7 protein-coding genes are annotated in these 15675 nt (G+C 63.1%); 2 read left to right on the top strand and 5 right to left on the bottom strand.

From position 1 onward, the window contains the following. The first annotated feature begins 21 nt into the window (after positions 1 to 21). Positions 22 to 1107 (top strand): diguanylate cyclase domain-containing protein, encoded by a 1086-nt coding sequence (locus ACLK1G_RS03315; RefSeq protein ID WP_420764127.1) that lies wholly within the window; start codon positions 22 to 24, stop codon positions 1105 to 1107. Here ACLK1G_RS03315 and ACLK1G_RS03310 read toward each other — a convergent pair. The 5 genes from ACLK1G_RS03310 to ACLK1G_RS03290 form a co-directional block, all read right to left on the bottom strand. Then, entirely contained in the window at positions 1091 to 3442 is a 2352-nt protein-coding gene (locus ACLK1G_RS03310; protein ID WP_420764126.1) for a TonB-dependent receptor, read from the bottom strand. The genes ACLK1G_RS03315 and ACLK1G_RS03310 overlap by 17 nt on opposite strands. A 1-nt stretch (position 3443) precedes the next feature. Beyond that, positions 3444 to 5831, bottom strand: a complete 2388-nt coding sequence (locus tag ACLK1G_RS03305; RefSeq protein WP_420764125.1) for a 7TM-DISM domain-containing protein — start codon at positions 5829 to 5831, stop codon at positions 3444 to 3446. Next, positions 5831 to 6667 carry a response regulator transcription factor gene (locus tag ACLK1G_RS03300; RefSeq protein WP_420764124.1) on the bottom strand — a complete coding sequence of 279 codons (837 nt, stop codon included), beginning with the start codon at positions 6665 to 6667 and terminating at the stop codon, positions 5831 to 5833. Before ACLK1G_RS03300 ends, ACLK1G_RS03305 begins: the two co-directional genes overlap by 1 nt. A gap of 327 nt (positions 6668 to 6994) precedes the next feature. Continuing rightward, entirely contained in the window at positions 6995 to 8659 is a 1665-nt protein-coding gene (locus ACLK1G_RS03295) for a ShlB/FhaC/HecB family hemolysin secretion/activation protein (RefSeq protein ID WP_420764123.1), read from the bottom strand. Between the two features lie 97 nt (positions 8660 to 8756). Continuing rightward, positions 8757 to 14900 carry a two-partner secretion domain-containing protein gene (locus ACLK1G_RS03290; RefSeq protein WP_420764122.1) on the bottom strand — a complete coding sequence of 2048 codons (6144 nt, stop codon included), beginning with the start codon at positions 14898 to 14900 and terminating at the stop codon, positions 8757 to 8759. A gap of 281 nt (positions 14901 to 15181) precedes the next feature. Here ACLK1G_RS03290 and ACLK1G_RS03285 point away from each other — a divergent pair, with 281 nt between their 5' ends. Next, positions 15182 to 15586 (top strand): DUF488 domain-containing protein, encoded by a 405-nt coding sequence (locus ACLK1G_RS03285; protein WP_420764121.1) that lies wholly within the window; start codon positions 15182 to 15184, stop codon positions 15584 to 15586. The last annotated feature ends 89 nt before the right edge of the window (positions 15587 to 15675 follow it).

The raw sequence follows: 15675 nt of genomic DNA, 5'->3' as shown, positions 1-15675 counted from the left end.
ACCGAGCACCGCGTCCCTCCCATGAACCTACACACCTTCATTCGCAGCTATTGCCTGAACTCCAGGCTTGCCACGAATGCCCTGACACGCCTGCACAAATCGCTCTCTTCCCTGGTCCGCTACTTGGCCCTGCAAGGCTTCGATTCCAATACATGGCCCGCCACCCGCGACGAAGCCACCCTGGACCGTCACCTCAACACCCTGTGCCCAGAGCTGGCCACCACCGTGTTCTGCCATGCCCGCGAAGGCATCATCCTCGTTGATCCCTTCGGCCGGGTCATCGCCGTGAACGAGGCCTTCACGCGGCTCACCGGTTATGGCCAGGAAGAGATTCAGGGCCATGAGCTGAACTCCCATCGCATGGTCCGTCGCCTCACCGCGTTTTACGCGCCGATGAAGAACGCGCTGGATTTCCACGGGCATTGGTCCGGTGAGATTCAGACCAACCATAAAGATGGCCGGGAGATGACGTCGAGGATCAGCATCAGTGCGGTGCATGACCGTCACGGCAATGTTCAGCACTACGTGGCGCTGTTCAGCGACATGACGCAGATGAAGCAGCGCTTGCAGTTGCTGGAACGGGATGCGCGGTATGACGCGCTCACGCAGTTGCCCAATCGGTTGTTGTTGGCCGAGCGGATGCGGCAGGCGTTGGGCAAGGCGCGGGTTCATCAGCAGAAGGTGGCGATTGCGTTTATCGACCTGGATGGGTTCAAGGCGCTGAACGACAGTTATGGGCATGACTGGGGGGATCGGGTGTTGCAGATTGTCGCGGCGCGGATCAATGCGACGTTGCGCGAGGGCGATACGTTCGCGCGCCTTGGGGGGGATGAGTTTGTGGCCGGGTTGGTGGGGCTGCAGGAAGTGGAGGATTGCGAGCCGATGCTCAAGCGGATGCTGGCGGCGGCCAATGCGCCGATCCTGATTGGCGCGCAGACGGTGGAGATTGCCGCGAGTATCGGAGTGGCGTTTTTTCCGGAGCATGGGCTTGAGGTGGATGGGCTGATCAGCAAGGCGGACCAGGCCATGTACCTGTCGAAAAAGGCCGGTGGTAATCGCCTGGCGTTTTGTCCGACCCGCTGCCTTTCGGTCAATAACGAAACCTGACGGTGGTGCCGACGGTGCGTTCGCTGCCGGTCATGACGCCGTAGTCGCCGGCACCGAGCAGTGAGTAGACGGCGGTGATGTAGTTGCGATCGAACACGTTGCGCACCCAGCCTTCGACTTCCCAGGCGCGGTCCTGGCTGCGCATGCCCAGGCGCAGGTTGGTGAGACCGTAACTGGGTTGATAGCTGCCTTCGCCGCCTTCGAGGGTGCCGTAGTAACCGGTGCGGAAGCTGTAGTCGACGCCGCTGTAGAGTTCCAGGCCATAGGGCAGCGGGTGGGTGTGGTCGAGGCCGCTGCTCAGGTTCCATTCCGGCGCGTTGTAGAGGCGCTCGCCGCTGAGGTCGCAGGTCCATTGACCCGAGGCCGGTGGGCACGGGGCGTTGGGGAAGCTGCGGTAGCGCGCGTCGCTCCAGGCCACGCCCAGGCGCCCGGTGAGTTGGGAGGTGAGTTGCCACGCGGAATCGAGTTCGATGCCGCGCAAGCGGACTTTGCCGACGTTGATCAGGTTGTCCCGCAGCGGCGGCGCGAACAGCGATGTCGGCGGGCTGTAGGTGAGCGCTTGGTAGTCATCGACGTCGGTCCGGTAGACGGCAAGATTGAGCAATGCGCGCTGATCCCAGAACTGCGTCTTCATGCCCACCTCCAGGGACGTGGCGCGTTCCGGCTCGAAGGTGGGCTCGGTGAACGGGCCGATCACGTCGAAGTTGATGCCGCCGGCCTTGTAGCCCCGCGACCAACTGACGTAGCCCATTACGGCATCGCTGAAGCGATAGCTGGCGCTGAGCAGGCCGGAGACGTTGTTTTCTTTGATGGAGTCTTCACGGTAATAAGTACCGCCGAGGGCGATGTCCCGCAGCAATTGCCCGCCCACCTGGAACACCGGGGGTAAGCCGTTCAGCGGGGCAAGGTTGCTGACGTCGCGGGAGATCCAGCCGTCCTTGCGCTCCTGGCTGTAGCGCAGGCCGCCGGTGAGTTCCAACGGGTCGATCGGACGCCAGGAAAGTTGACCGAACACCGCGCGGCTGTCGCCCTTCTGCTCGCCGTCATAACGCTGCCGAGCGCCATCGAGCAGCACGGAAGGCACCTGACTCGGATCGGTAAACGTGATGCCGAAGATTTTTTGCAGTGCCTCCAGTTGATCGCCAACGAACCAGGGCGCGGCGTCCGGGCCGAATTCGGCGTCGATCTGGCGGTCGAGCTGTTGGCGCAGGTAATAGAGCCCGGCGACATAATCGACGGACGAGCCGGCCGTGCCAGACAGCCGCCATTCCTGGCTGAACTGCCGATGGCCCAACTCGGTTTCGGATTGGGCCACCGCCAGCGCGGTGCTGTCGCCGTCGCGGCCGGCGCGGTAGTCCCAGTCGCGGTAGGCGGTGATGCTGGTGAAGCGCATCGCCTCGTCCAAGTCCCAATTCAATTCCAGTGACACGCCGTTCTGCAGAGTTCGCGGGCGACCCGGCGCGTCGATGCGGTTCTCCCGTTGGTAAGGGTCAGGCTCCGCCAGCGGGTAACCGAAGAACTTGGCGCGCTTGCGGGTTTGCTCGCTGTAATGATTGACCAACAGGACGTTGCCGGCTTCGTTCTGCTCGGCGTAGTCGGCGATCAGGCGGGCGCTGAAGTCGCTGTTCGGCGTCCACAGCAATTGGCCGCGCAGGCCTTGGCTGTCGGCGTCGCCGAGGCGGCTGCCGTCGTGCAGGTTTTCCACGGCGCCCTCGCTGGAGCCGTCGAAGACATTGAGCCGCCCGGCGAGAACGCCGTCTTGCAGCGGCCCGGAGATGGTGCCGCGATATTCCCGCAGACCGCGCTCGCCGTAACTGGCTTCGAGGTTGGCTTCGGGCTGGAAAGTCGGCTGGCGCGTGACGATGTTCAGCGCGCCCGCGGTGGTGTTCTTGCCGAACAAGGTGCCTTGCGGCCCGCGCAACACTTCGATGCGTTCGATGTCCATCAACTCGCTGAAGGCCATGCCCTGGCGTGCCTGGTAAACGCCATCGACGTAGGTGCCGACGCTGCCTTCCAGGCCATCGTTGTAGGCGGTCGCGCCAAAGCCGCGCAGGCCGAAACCGGCATAACGGGCATCGTGGCCGGACACCACCAGGCCCGGCACCCGTTGTTGAATGTCTTGCAGACGATGCAGGCCGGCTTCGTCCAGCTGATCGCCGTAGAGGACGTTGATCGGGATCGGCACGTCTTGCGGGTCTTCCTCGCGGCGGCGAGCGGTGACGGTGGTCTGGTCAAGGACGAGGCCGCCGGAGGTGTCTTGCGCTGCCTTGGCCGACAGCCAAGGCAATACCGTAAGGCTGCCGAGCAAGAGCAGCCGATAACCCATACCCGGCATGCTAGAACTCCCGGGCCATTGCTCGATGCACCGTGTCCGGGCAAACCAGGGTCTTGATCCGCGCCAGCAATTGGCGGCTGTCGGTGGGCTTGAGCAGCACAGCGTCGAAGGCCAGGTCCTCGGGGTAACCCGGCGGCCTGTGTGGCGGGACCGCTGAATAAAGCATCACGGGCAGATCATGCTCACGGGCGCGAACGTGTCGCAGCAGTTCCCAACCGTCCATCCCAGGCATCATCTGATCGCTGATCAGCAGGTCGACTGGCTGTTCCGCCAGGCAAGCCAAGGCATCTTCGCCGCTCGCCGCCATGCTCACATCGAAACCGTAACCGGCCAGCAGGTCATAGAGCCATTCGCTGTTTTGTTCGATGTCGTCCACCAGCAACACGTGTTTGCCCTGGCCATCGAGCGGCGTGATGTTGTTATCGACGATGCCGTTTTCCAGGTCATCTTCCTGGGCGCATTTGAGTTGCAGGCGAAAACTGAAGTGGCTGCCCTGCCCCGTGGCCTGGGGTTCGAGACGGCTGCCCATGCGTTCCAGCAATTGGGTGACGATGGACAGCCCCAGCCCGCTGCCTTCGTAGCGTTGGGCGTTGCGGCCACGGCGGAACGGTTGCAGCAGTTGTTCGAATTCTTGCGGATCGATGCCGATGCCGGTATCGATCACGCTGAAGCGCAGCTCCACGGTGTCAGCGGTTGCTCCCGGACAACAGCCCACTTCGAAACGGATCTGGCCGTTGCGGGTGAATTTCGCCGCGTTCGCCAGAAGGTTCATCAGCACCTGCCGAAGCCGTTTGAAGTCGGCCTCCACCAGGGGCGGCAGGTCCTGGGCCATTACCGCGTTGAAGCTGTTGCCCTGGCGCGCGGCGAGAAAGCCCGCCTCGTCGGCGATTTCCTGGAGAAAGCCGTACAGATAGCCCGGCGCGAGGGTCAGTTGCATCTGCTCCAGCTCGCCCTGGGAGAACTCGAGCATCTCGTCGATCAGCTCCAGTTGTTGACGGGCGTTGCGCTCGATCGTCGCCGGGTAGTCGCGATTCGGCCCGCCGTGTAGCAGGCGCGCATAGTCGATGATGCGCACCAGTGGCGAGCGCAGGTCGTGGCTGATCCGCGCCATCAATGCGCTGCGAGCCGCGAGGGAGTCGCGCAGCTGCGAGGTGCGCAGGGCCACGGTGCTTTCCAGGCGCTCGTGCTCTGCCTGGCGTTGCTGTTCGAGGGTCGACAGCGCGTGCTTTTCCCGGTTGCGGCTGCGGGCCACTTCCATGATCAAGGTGCACACCAGCAACACCACGCCCGCCAAGGTGGAAGACAGGCTGTACTTGCTTTCCGGCGACTGCCAGGGCAATTGTTCCTGGGGGAAGAAAATCCGCATCAGCAGTTGCCCCACCAAGAGCCCAGGCACCAGCCATGCCATCCAGCTATAGCTCAGCCGCCTGCGCCACGCCATGAATAACGTAGCGAACAACACGCCGTAGAAACTCATCAGGAAGACCTGAACGATCTGCGCGCCCTGGACCGCATCGATCTTCAACCACCAAAGTCGGCCGAAGACACAACCTAGCAGCGGCACCCAATAGCTCCAGCCGATGATCCTGGGCAGCTGGGACACCTGCAACAGTACACGGAAGTACGCCAGGAACAGTACGAACGAGAGCGCGCTGGCGCAGGTCAGCAGCTCGCGCATCCAGCCCAGCGCCGACGGCCAGTAGATCAGGTAACCGTTGAGGATGCAGGTCAGCAGGATGTAGCTCAGTACCGCACCCGCGTTCACCATCAGCAGCCGGGAGCGCAGGATCCAGCCGACGATAAAGCCGAACGGCACGACCAGCAGGACAATGCCGAGGGAGAGCCCGTCGCTCAGGTACGTCTGTTGCTGACTGCGCAGCAGCGCCGGTTCGGACCACAGTTCCGGCTCCAGCAGCATCTGGAAGTTGCTCGCCACCCGGACGAACACCGTGGTGCTTTGCCCCGCCGCCAACGACACCGGGAACGCCGGCTGGCGCGCCGCCGGCTGAGGCCATTCGGCCAGGGGATAGGCGCCGCCGCCGTGGGCCTCGTACCCCGGTTGGTAGACGCGGATGTCTTCCAGGCGCGGCGCCCCGACCACCAGCAAGCGCGAACACGCCGCATCGCTCGAATTGGTCAGCCGAAACTTCAACCAGAAGGCGGAGCGGCTGTAGCCCTGCGTCGGCCAGCTTGGGGTGGCGGCTTTGAACTGCGTGTCTGGCAGCCGAGCGACTTCTTCCAGGCTCAGGCGTGCCTGAGTGTCTTCGAGAATCCGCACGACGGACATCAGGTTCAGAGAGTCGGCGCGGCAGATATCCACAGGTGCCGCACGCAGCAGGCCTGTGGATAACAATGTAATGGTCAGCAACAGAAACTGAAGAAGCCGCATCAGGTGCGCCCGGCCGACTCGGTTTCAACGATGCCCAGGGTTTGCTGGCGAAACTGGCTGGGCGTCATGCCGATTCGCTGGCGGAAGGCCGTGGTGAAGTTGCAGGCGCTGCGAAAGCCCACCAGTTCGGCGACATCCTGCACGCTCATGGCGCTTTCGCACAGTAGATCCTGGCCGCGCCGCAATCGCGCGTCGCGAATATAGGCGAACACGGTCAGCCCGAGATGCTCGCGAAAAATGGCGGAGAGGCGTTTCTCATGGGTGCCGACTTTTTGCGCGAGCATGCCCAGGGACGGCATGTCGTCCAACTGGTTTTCTATCAGTCGCATGGCCGCGCGCAGCACGATTTCATCACCCTGCGGCTCCGGATCGGCCGGACTTTCCTGGACGGTCGGTGGTGCGCGCCAAGTCAGCTGCAGGTGGATCTTGATGCGCGCCAGCACTTCTTCGGGGGCGCAGGATTTGGGGATGTAGTCCACGGCGCCCACGGTCAGCCCTTCCAATCGTTCCAATGAGGTATTTGCAGAAGACAGGAACAGAATCGGGATATGCCGGGTGGCCGGTGCCTCGCGCAAGAGCCTGCACAGGCTGAAGCCGTCCATTTGTGGCATGTGCACATCCAGGACGATCAGGTCCGGGCGCAGCGCAAGTGCCCGTTGATAGCCCTGATAGGCGTCGCTGGCCAGGGAAATGCGCCAGGGCTGGGCCTTCAAGAGGATGAGCGTGGCGCGGATGTCTTCGGGGATATCATCGATCAGCAGGATATGCGGCACGGGCTCGGACACCGCCGTGCCCTCCGCCGTCGCTGCCTGCCTTGCGTATCGTCCGTTGTCCATTCGCCAGGTCTCTTGTTGTGTTTAGCCAGCTCTCTGTCGCGAAACTGCCGGCGGAAGATCACCTATCGGGCCGGCAATAAATGGATATAACGGCAGGGCGGGCGAGAACTGAAGCTATCAAATTTTCAACAGACGATAAACGGTCATGCCGTTCGGGGTGGGATGTAGTTGGGGGGGCATAGACATGTGGCGAGGGGATAAATCCCCTCGCCACAAACGAGATATGGTCGACTAACTGTGCCGAACTGCAGGGCCTGCTGCGCAGCCCAGCGGGAGCAAGCTCCCTCGCCACGGGTTTGTTGACTACCTTGAATGAGCGGCGTTTGGTTAGAACTGGTAACCAATCTGGGCCAGCAGTTGTGGGTTTTCCTGACGCGTGTCGCTCTGCGCTTCACCGCCGGAGTGACGCCAGGCGACCGTTGCGTCGAACGAGAGCGGGCCGTACTGAGCGCGCAAACCCACACCGCCGCCGGAGATGCTGCGGGTGTTTTCCTCATCAGCCCACTCGTCGTGGTTGATGCGCACTTTGCCGGCGTCCCAGAACAGGTAAGGCGTCAGCTTGTCGATGGGGTAGCGAAGCTCGATCTGGGTCAGCATGCCTTCGTCGCCCGAGGCTTCGCTTTGTGGATAAGCCCGCACCCCATCGATGCCACCGAGGCTGAAATCTTCGGAGGAATCGAGGTTGTCCTGGCTCCATTGGCCGAGGAACCGGGCGAACAGCGTGAAGTTGGCGGGCAGCGCTTGCAGGCGGGCAAGGTCGACGTTCACCTTGCTGAATTGACCTTCGGTCTGGGCGGTCTGACGGTCGCCCTCGCGCAGGGCGGAATCGAGTTTCAAGTCACCGTAGGTCAGCGTCGCGCCGCCGTAGGTGATGCCGCCGCCGAGCAAGGTGTCCCTTACATCGAACTGCAGGCTGATGGGCAGCGAGTCGCTGCTTTTTTCAAAGCTCAGGCCCAGTACTTCGTACTTATCTTCTAGATCCTTGTGCTGGTACTGCCCGGCCAGCATGAGGTTCGCCTGATTGCTGCGAACGAGCGGATAACTCAAGCCGACGCTGCTGACTTCGGCGGTACCGGTCGCGCCCAGGTCGGCGAATTCAGCGCCCAGGTCATAGGAGCTTTTGGCGTAGCCCACGTTGCCGCGCAGGCCAGAGGTTCCCAATGGCATCGAGTAGCCGAGGCTGCCGAAATACAGCTCCTCATCGGTGGCCATCACGGCGGCGCTCAGCCGGTCGCCCAGCATCATCGGGCTGTTCCAGTCACCTTGTACCGTCAGGCGATTGCGCCCCGAATACCGGTTGCCGTGGTTGTCCAGCGTGGCCTTGCCTTCGAAGGCCTTGGTTTTGCTCACCTGGGCATCGAGGTCGCCCGTACCGAGCTCGTCACCCGGGCGGATGACCGGACGAACCGCCACGCCCGGCAGGTCGGACAGAACCAGAATGCTGCGCTCCAGGCGGTCACGCTCGATCACGTCGCCCGGCTGCAAGTCGTCCAGGAAGGGCTGCGCCTGCGCGGCCAGTTTTGCATCGTCGTTGACGGCAGTGACTTTGCCATAACGCCCTTCGATCACCGCGATGGTCAGCTCGCCGTTGGCCATGCGCTGAGCCGGCAGGTAGGCGCGTGCAAACGGGTAACCGTGCTCACGGTAGTAAAGCGTGACCTGCCGGGCGATTTCCCGCAGCTCGTCCAGATCAAGAGACTTGCCAATGGCCGGCGCGACGACGCGTTGCAGGCTGGCCTCGTCGATACGGGTATTGTCGGTGAAACGCACGGCATTGAGCTGGACCTTGGCGCCGCCGACTTTTTCCTGCGCCGGTTGCGGCGCCTCGACGTCCAGGCGAATGCTTTGCGGCAGTTCCTGTTGAGGAATCGGCAGTTCTTGCAGGATGCGCCCCGCGTCAGGGATTGGGCGTGCCGGTAGGGTCGCCGCCCAGGCCGGGGAAGTGGACAACAGCGCCAGACCAGCGGCGCAATACATCAATTTGTTATGCATTGAATATGTCTCGAATAAAGCGGGTTGCCTGAGCCCATGACCGCGTCCGGGGACGCGGCCAAGGGGCTCCTTCAAAGGGAAAAGTGAGTGTCAGGGGTCAGGGACGCATGGCCAGGCTCGGCAAGCGCACACCGCCGCGCACGACGAAAACAGTCTGTGGCGGGTAGGCCGCACAGGCGGCCCCACCCGATACACCGCCGTCGGCGCAGACAGTCCCGGCCAGTTCCCGCTCGCTGTCGGCGTCCTGGGCCTGGGCAGCCGAATCGCCGTCGCCTTGGGCCAGGGCGTCGCCCGCAGCGTTGCCGCCATTGGCGTTTGCCGGCGCGCCGCTCTGATCCACCAGCAGCAGGCCGCCGTCCTCGACCCCGACGCCGGACCAATCAGTCGGTTTCGGCTGGACCGGATTGAGCTCCGGCGCATGGGGCGAAGTCACTTGCACGACGATGCGCGTTGCATCGGCGACGCTCTGCTGGATGGCCCTGAGATCGATGGACTGCGTCACCGTGAGGTTGGCATTGGCCGGGTCGCTGACGATCAGGTAACCGAGGTCAGCCAGCCCACCGATATTGATCTGGTGGGTGCCAGGGTCTGGGTTCCCTATCGAATACTCCGGCTGGCCGAGCATCTGTTTGGTGTCACCGTTCTGCAGGCCGTTGACGTCGAAACCGGCTGCACCGCCACCGTTGAACGTGGTTTGGCCGTCGAATGGTTTGGTCTGGGTGGTCGTACCGTTCGTGGACACCACCAGCGTCGGTTGCTCGCGGTATATGGCATGAACCCCGGTGTTGCCCAGCGTCCGACCGAAATTGCTCTGCTGCTCGTCGCTGTTGTAGCGGAAGTTGCCGCTGCCACTGCCCACCACATCCACCACGCCGGTGCTGCCGGCGAGGCTGCCGGTGTAGATCACCGCCCGGCCACCCGCGCCGGTGGACACCGTCACGCCCGCGTTGGCTTTCACGTCACCGCCCGAGGCCACGCCCGCCGAAGCGGATTGACCGGCGTTGAGCACGATCGCATCAGCGGCATTGCTGGTGGTGCTGACGTTCTCGGTCAGGGTGATATTACCGGTGGTCGTTACAACCTGGACTTTGCCGGTGTTGCCGATGCCAACGATCTGATCCAGCTGGGTGCCGTCCAGCGCCGTCTCGGTCAGCCTGCCGACGGTGACGTCCGTGCGGTTGACGAAGTTGACGTCCTTCGCCCGGCTGGCGATATCGCCGACCCAGTTGCTGGCATTGCGCAGGTCAAAATCGCCGCCCTTTAGCGCCAGGCCATCGGCGGTGATGGTGCCGTTGGCATCTTGGGTGGTCTTGCCATCGACGTTGAGGAACACGTTGCCGCTGGTGACCAGTTCTTCGTTGATCGCCAGATCGCCGTCGGTGCCGATGCTGACGTCGCCGGTGTTGTTCACCCCGGTGGTGGACTTGACCACGTTGCCGTTGCCGTCGGTTTCAGTCAGCGTGCCGACCTTCAGGTTGCCAGTGTTGTTGAACGCGACCTTGCCCGCCTCGCTGGCGATGTCGCCCACCACGTTGCCGTTGTTGCGCAACTCGAAGTCGCCGCCGTTGAGCGCCAGGCCGTCAGCGGTGATGTTGCCGTTGGCATCTTGGGTGGTCTTGCCATCGACGTTCAGGAACACGTTGCCGCTGGTGACCAGTTCTTCGTTGATCGCCAGATCGCCGTCGGTGCCGATGCTCACGTCGCCGGTGTTGTTCACGCCGGTGGTCGTCTTGACCACGTTGCCGTTGCCGTCGGTTTCAGTCAGCGTGCCGACCTTCAAATTGCCAGTGTTGTTGAACGCGACCTTGCCCGCCTCGCTGGCAATGTCGCCCACCACGTTGCCGTTGTTGCGCAACTCGAAGTCGCCGCCATTGAGCGCCAGGCCGTCAGCGGTGATGTTGCCGTTGGCATCCTGGGTGGTCTTGCCATCGACGTTGAGGAACACGTTGCCGCTGGTGGCCAGCGCTTCGTTGATCGCCAGATCACCGTCGGTGGCGATGCTGACGTCGCCAGTGTTGTTCACACCGGTGACGGTCGTTTGCGTGCCATCGGCATGGGTCGCGGTAAGCGAGCCCACCTTGAGGTTCCCGTTGTTGTTGAACTGGACCTTGCCCGCATCACTGGCGATATCGCCGATCACGTTGCCGCTGTTGCCCAGGGCGTAGTTGCCGCCCAGCAGCACCAGGCCGCTGGCATCGAGCTTGGCCCCGGCGTCACCGGCCTGAGTGGTGTTGCCCGCCACGTCCAGGGTGATGATGTCGTCGGCGCGGGTTTGACCCTGGCCGACGTCATCCCGTGGGCCGTTTTCGATGGTGATGCCTTTTACCAGCGACAGGTCGTGGTCGGTTTTCAGGGTGACCGCTTCGTCGGAGGTAATCCCCACGGTGCCGTCCACGACGCCAACCGTCAGGTTGCCGTTGCCGGCGAATTTCAAGCTGCCGACATCGGCGGCGATCACGCCCACGTCATGCCCCTTGCCCAGGTCGAAATCGCCTTCGCCGCGCAGGGCCAATTCGTCCGCGGTAATGGTCGCGCCCGTTGCCTGGGTCGCCCCTTTGCCGGCGTCGACGGTGAGGGTCAGGCCTTTGCCGGTCGTGCCGTCTTCGTCGTTGCCTTCGGGATCCTCGAGGGCCAGATCGCCCAGCAGGTTCAGGACACCGTTGGCGACCAACGCCAGGTCGTCCATGAGCGTCGCGCCTTCATCGTCGACGGTGATGTTGCGGGTCTTGTCATTGCCGATGACGACCTTGTCGAAACCGTCCTGGATGTTGGCCAGGTCAGCGTCGGACAGCACCAGCGGATCGTTTGGCCCGGTCACCTCTGGGTCATCACTGCCGCCCACGTGGATATCCAGGCCTGGGGTCTTCTGCTGCAAGGTGAGACTGCCGCCACCGGCAACGCTCGCGGCGAGATCGATTTCGTCGGCGGTCAGGCTCGTATTGCCCTGGGTCGCCAATGCCTGGCCGACCGTGAGCGTGTCGGCGATAAGGTTCAGGTCGCCGGTCTGAGTCATGCCGGCCACCGGCACACCTTGCGGGTTCGCCGGGGTCTGGCTGTCAGGAACGGTGACGACGCCGACGGTCAGGTCATCGACATCGGCAAAGCTGACGGTGCCGGTGTCGCTGGCAATCGTGTCGACGTCGTTGGCGGCGTTGTCCAGGTCATGGACGGCGCCGTCACCCAGCAACACCAGGCCATCGGCGACAATGGCGCCGCCAGCGGTCTGGTCGATCTTGCCGCCATTGCTTTGCAATGCCAGGACCGGAGCCGGTTTGTTGTCGTCGTTGCCGGCGCCCGGTGCGTCCGCCACGGTCAACTGGTCGTTGATGTGGATATCGCCGGTGCCGGCATCGAGGATAAGGTTGTCGTTGATGCGGGTGGCTTCGATGATGCTGATGTCACCGGTCATGTCCGCGCCACCGATCTTGACGGAAGTGAACCCGTCGCCCAGGGCGCTGATGTCGGTGCCGGTCAGTTCCAACGAACCGGCGGCGTCGCCGGTGCTGCCGCCCACGGCAATGTTTTTGCTCGGGGTGTTGGTTTCAAGGGCAATGGAGCCATTGCCGGTAACGCTGCCGGCGCCGCCGTTGAAGTTGATATCGTCGGCCTTGATGGCCAGGTTGTTGTCGGTGCCGTTGAGGCTGCCGTTGAACGTAATCGAACTGCCTTGCAGGCCCTTGCTGCCAGAGGTGTTGGTCTTGATGTTGTCGACGTACAGCGAGCCGCCAACCTGCTTGCCGGCGGTCTGGTCGAAACTGCCCGAAACGAACACGAATTTGTACGTGCCGGCCTTGTCAGCGGTCGCCGTATGGCTTTTCCAATCCACCGCGCCCGTGCCGTTCCCCGTTTCGTTCAGGATGATCTGGTATTCACCGGTGTTGACGTTCAACAGATAGCCGAAGACGTCATAGGTGTCGCCGCCCGCAACCGGTTTGTAATCGAAACTGACCGCTTCCCCCGCCGCCAGGGAGACCGTGCCCTCGCTCACTACCGACGGACCGCGCATGATGCAACCGGCGGGTGCGTTCTGGCAGTTGGAGTTGTTCTCGGTGCCCAGCAGCAGCGCAGCGCCACCGTCCTGGCCCTGGCCAGCCGCGACGACCGGTGTGAGGGGCTTGTAGTTCATGTCGCCCTGGTCGCCAGGCGAAACGCTCGGCGGGTTGCCATTGGTCGGCGATGTGGTTGGCAGCGTCGGGTCATCGGGAGATACCACGCCCTCCACCACGGTCACACCAGTGAAGAACTGGTCGATGGAGGTCTTCCAGCCGACCAGGCCGTTTTCGAAGTCTGCGTTCAGGAACTGCGAGGTGCCCATCTCAACCGCACCGTTGTAGACCTGCTCGCCGCTGGTGAAGACTTTTGCACCGTTGATATACGTCTTGCCGGCGCCACTGGTGGTCGCGTACAGGGCGCCCAGGGCGCTGTTACCGCCGACCATGTCGCTGAAGATGATCGAGCCTGAACCTGCGTCCACGCGCAGCTCGCGCTTGTTGGCCACCGCATCGGAATCCACCACGCCGGCAAACACGATGTTGCCGCCGTTGCTCTTCAGGCTGACGTCGGTGTTGAGCGCCATCTTGCCATTGAAGATCAACGCCAAACTGTTGCCATTGCCCGCGCCGCTGGCATCGATATCACCGTTGAGGAAGATATTGCCGAAGACGTAGCGGCCCGTGCCGACGTCGTTGTGCCCGGACTGCAAGGTCAGCGTCCGATCGCCGCTGATGTTCGTCGGGGTGTAGTCGCCGTTCCAGTGGATGCTGTTGTCGGCTTTGATCGCCACATCGGTGCCGCCGGCCAGGGCCGTATCGATCGCGTTGAAACCGACCGTGGCCTCTGTCCCGTTGGCGCCGCCCGTCAACCCGCCGTTGCCCGGTCCCACCGTGACGCTGTCCGGATCGAGCAACCACAAGCCGCCCTTGCCGTTTTTGGCCGAGGCATCGGCGGCTTTGCTCACCGCCAGCTTGGCGCCGCTGGTTTCGATCTTGCCGCCGTCACCGCCCTTGGCGCCGCCGGTGGCTTTCAAGGTGCCGTCCACGCGCGTCACGCTGCCAGGCTTCTTCACATCCGACCAGGCCACCACGGTGCCGCCTTTGCCGTTATCGGTGGCCGATGCATCGAGCACGGCGCCAGCGGCGATAGTGGTCTGGCTGGCCTGCTTGATCGAAGCGTCCTTGCCTTGCCAGCTCCCGCCCACGTAAATCTCGCCGCCGCCCTTGGCGCCGGTGGCGTCGAGCGCAGCGCCGCCGTTGATGGCCACGCGATCCCCGGTCACGACAATCTTGCCGCCCTTGGCGGTGTCGGAAGACACATCGATGCGCCCGGCCACTTGTACGTCGCCCCGGTCGCCCATCAACGTGACCACGCCGTTTTCACCGACATCCAGGGAACGGGCTTCGATCAGGCCGGTGTTGTTGATCACGGTGCTCGCCAGGGTTTCCGCCGCACGGGCGGTCAGCAGGATTTTCCCGGCATCGGCACGAATGGCACCGCCGTTTTCAATCAACGCCTGCAACGCGCCTTCCTGGACTTCCAACTGCACCGGCCCACCCAAGTCGAGCGTCACGACGCTGCCGGCGCCCAGCACCACGTTGCCCTTGTGCGCGGTGATGTTGCCTTCGTTGACGATTTTCGCAGCGATCAGGGCAACAGTGCCGCCCTGCGCTGCGTTGATGTTGCCCTGGTTGACCACCGACGCGGCGCTGTCGCCACTGAAACGGTAATTGCCGGCAAGGAAATCTTCGGTGGATAGATTAAGCGTGGAGGCCACCAGACCGCCCACATCCACTTGCGCGCCGGGGGTGAACAATACGCCGTTGGGGTTGACCAGGAACACCTGGCCGTTGGCTTTCAGCGCGCCCTGGATCACCGACACATCCGAGCCCAATACCCGGTTCAATGCGACAGAATTCGCGCCAGGCTGGACGAACTGGACGGTGTTGCCCTTGCCGATGGAAAAGCTCTGCCAGTCAATCGCAAGCTTGTCGCTGCCCTGATGAATGACCATGCCCGTGCCGCCCTGGTGGATGCTGCCGTTACCCGCCACGATATTGCCGCCGGACGGCAAAGGCCCCGCCGTGGCAAACGAGGCGAATACACCGCCGCCCACGCCCATGACGAGGCTCAGCCTGAGGTTGAGGGATTGACGGCTTTTGTCCTTGCCTTGGCTTTTGACCAACTCGGATGCCACCTGCCATGCGCCCATCACGGCATTCCAGACGACTCGGTAACTTCTATTCATTGTGTTCACTCATTCCTGATACAGCGGGTCACGCCAAGACGACCCGACGGTTCCTGTCGACAAATCAAACGGAGAAACCGAATCCGGGGCGGATTGCGGCTCGAAAAATCCCACAGTGCTGCGCCCATCATGTCCGCCGCGCTGGGGGCAGTGCCTTTGCTTGAGCGCCCATGGCTTTTGAATGAGGGGATGGAATTCCAATTTTCCGATGGGTGGCTCGCTGGTCACCTCCTCGTCGGCGACCTATGCTCAGTCGGTCCAGTTTCCACAGGCGGGCCCTGATGATCCGATGCAAACGCGCCTACGAAACCGCCACCGCCGAGGATGGCGTGCGGGTGCTGGTGGACCGCTTGTGGCCGCGTAACTGCCCCAAGGATGCCTTGGCGATCACCGAGTGGCTGCCGCAGCTCGGGCCTTCCCACCCATTGCGCAAGGCGTTCAAGGCGGGCGCGGTTTCGTTCGAGCAGTTCCGCGAGGCGTATCGCAAGGAATTGGCGGCGCGGCCGGAGCATTGGTGGAAGCTGGTGGACCTTGCGCGGGATGGAACGCTTACCCTGGTGTATGCGGCCAAATCGACGGATGAAAATAACGCGGTGGTGCTGGCGCAGTGGTTGGAGGATGAGGTGGAGAAACGCACGGAGTCGAGCTCACCGGTGTGTTATCTGGATGAGTTTCCAGAGCTTTGAAAGGGGCTTGCTGTAACACCGTGGCGAGGGACCTTGCGCCCTCGCCACGGGTTATCGATTTGCCTAAGATCGGCGCAGAGAATTCACCG

The organism is Pseudomonas algeriensis (assembly GCF_048847255.1).
Classification (GTDB): Bacteria; Pseudomonadota; Gammaproteobacteria; order Pseudomonadales; family Pseudomonadaceae; genus Aquipseudomonas.
Note: the sequence above shows the minus strand (reverse complement) of the source record. Positions and strands in the feature narration are given on the sequence as shown.

Bases quoted from the DNA above. Each gene is read 5' to 3' on its own strand.
- ACLK1G_RS03315 (WP_420764127.1), top strand. From the start codon at position 22: ATGAACCTACACACCTTCATTCGCAGCTATTGCCTGAACTCCAGGCTT.
- ACLK1G_RS03310 (WP_420764126.1), bottom strand. From the start codon at position 3,442: ATGCCGGGTATGGGTTATCGGCTGCTCTTGCTCGGCAGCCTTACGGTA.
- ACLK1G_RS03305 (WP_420764125.1), bottom strand. From the start codon at position 5,831: ATGCGGCTTCTTCAGTTTCTGTTGCTGACCATTACATTGTTATCCACA.
- ACLK1G_RS03300 (WP_420764124.1), bottom strand. From the start codon at position 6,667: ATGGACAACGGACGATACGCAAGGCAGGCAGCGACGGCGGAGGGCACG.
- ACLK1G_RS03295 (WP_420764123.1), bottom strand. From the start codon at position 8,659: ATGCATAACAAATTGATGTATTGCGCCGCTGGTCTGGCGCTGTTGTCC.
- ACLK1G_RS03290 (WP_420764122.1), bottom strand. From the start codon at position 14,900: ATGAATAGAAGTTACCGAGTCGTCTGGAATGCCGTGATGGGCGCATGG.
- ACLK1G_RS03285 (WP_420764121.1), top strand. From the start codon at position 15,182: ATGATCCGATGCAAACGCGCCTACGAAACCGCCACCGCCGAGGATGGC.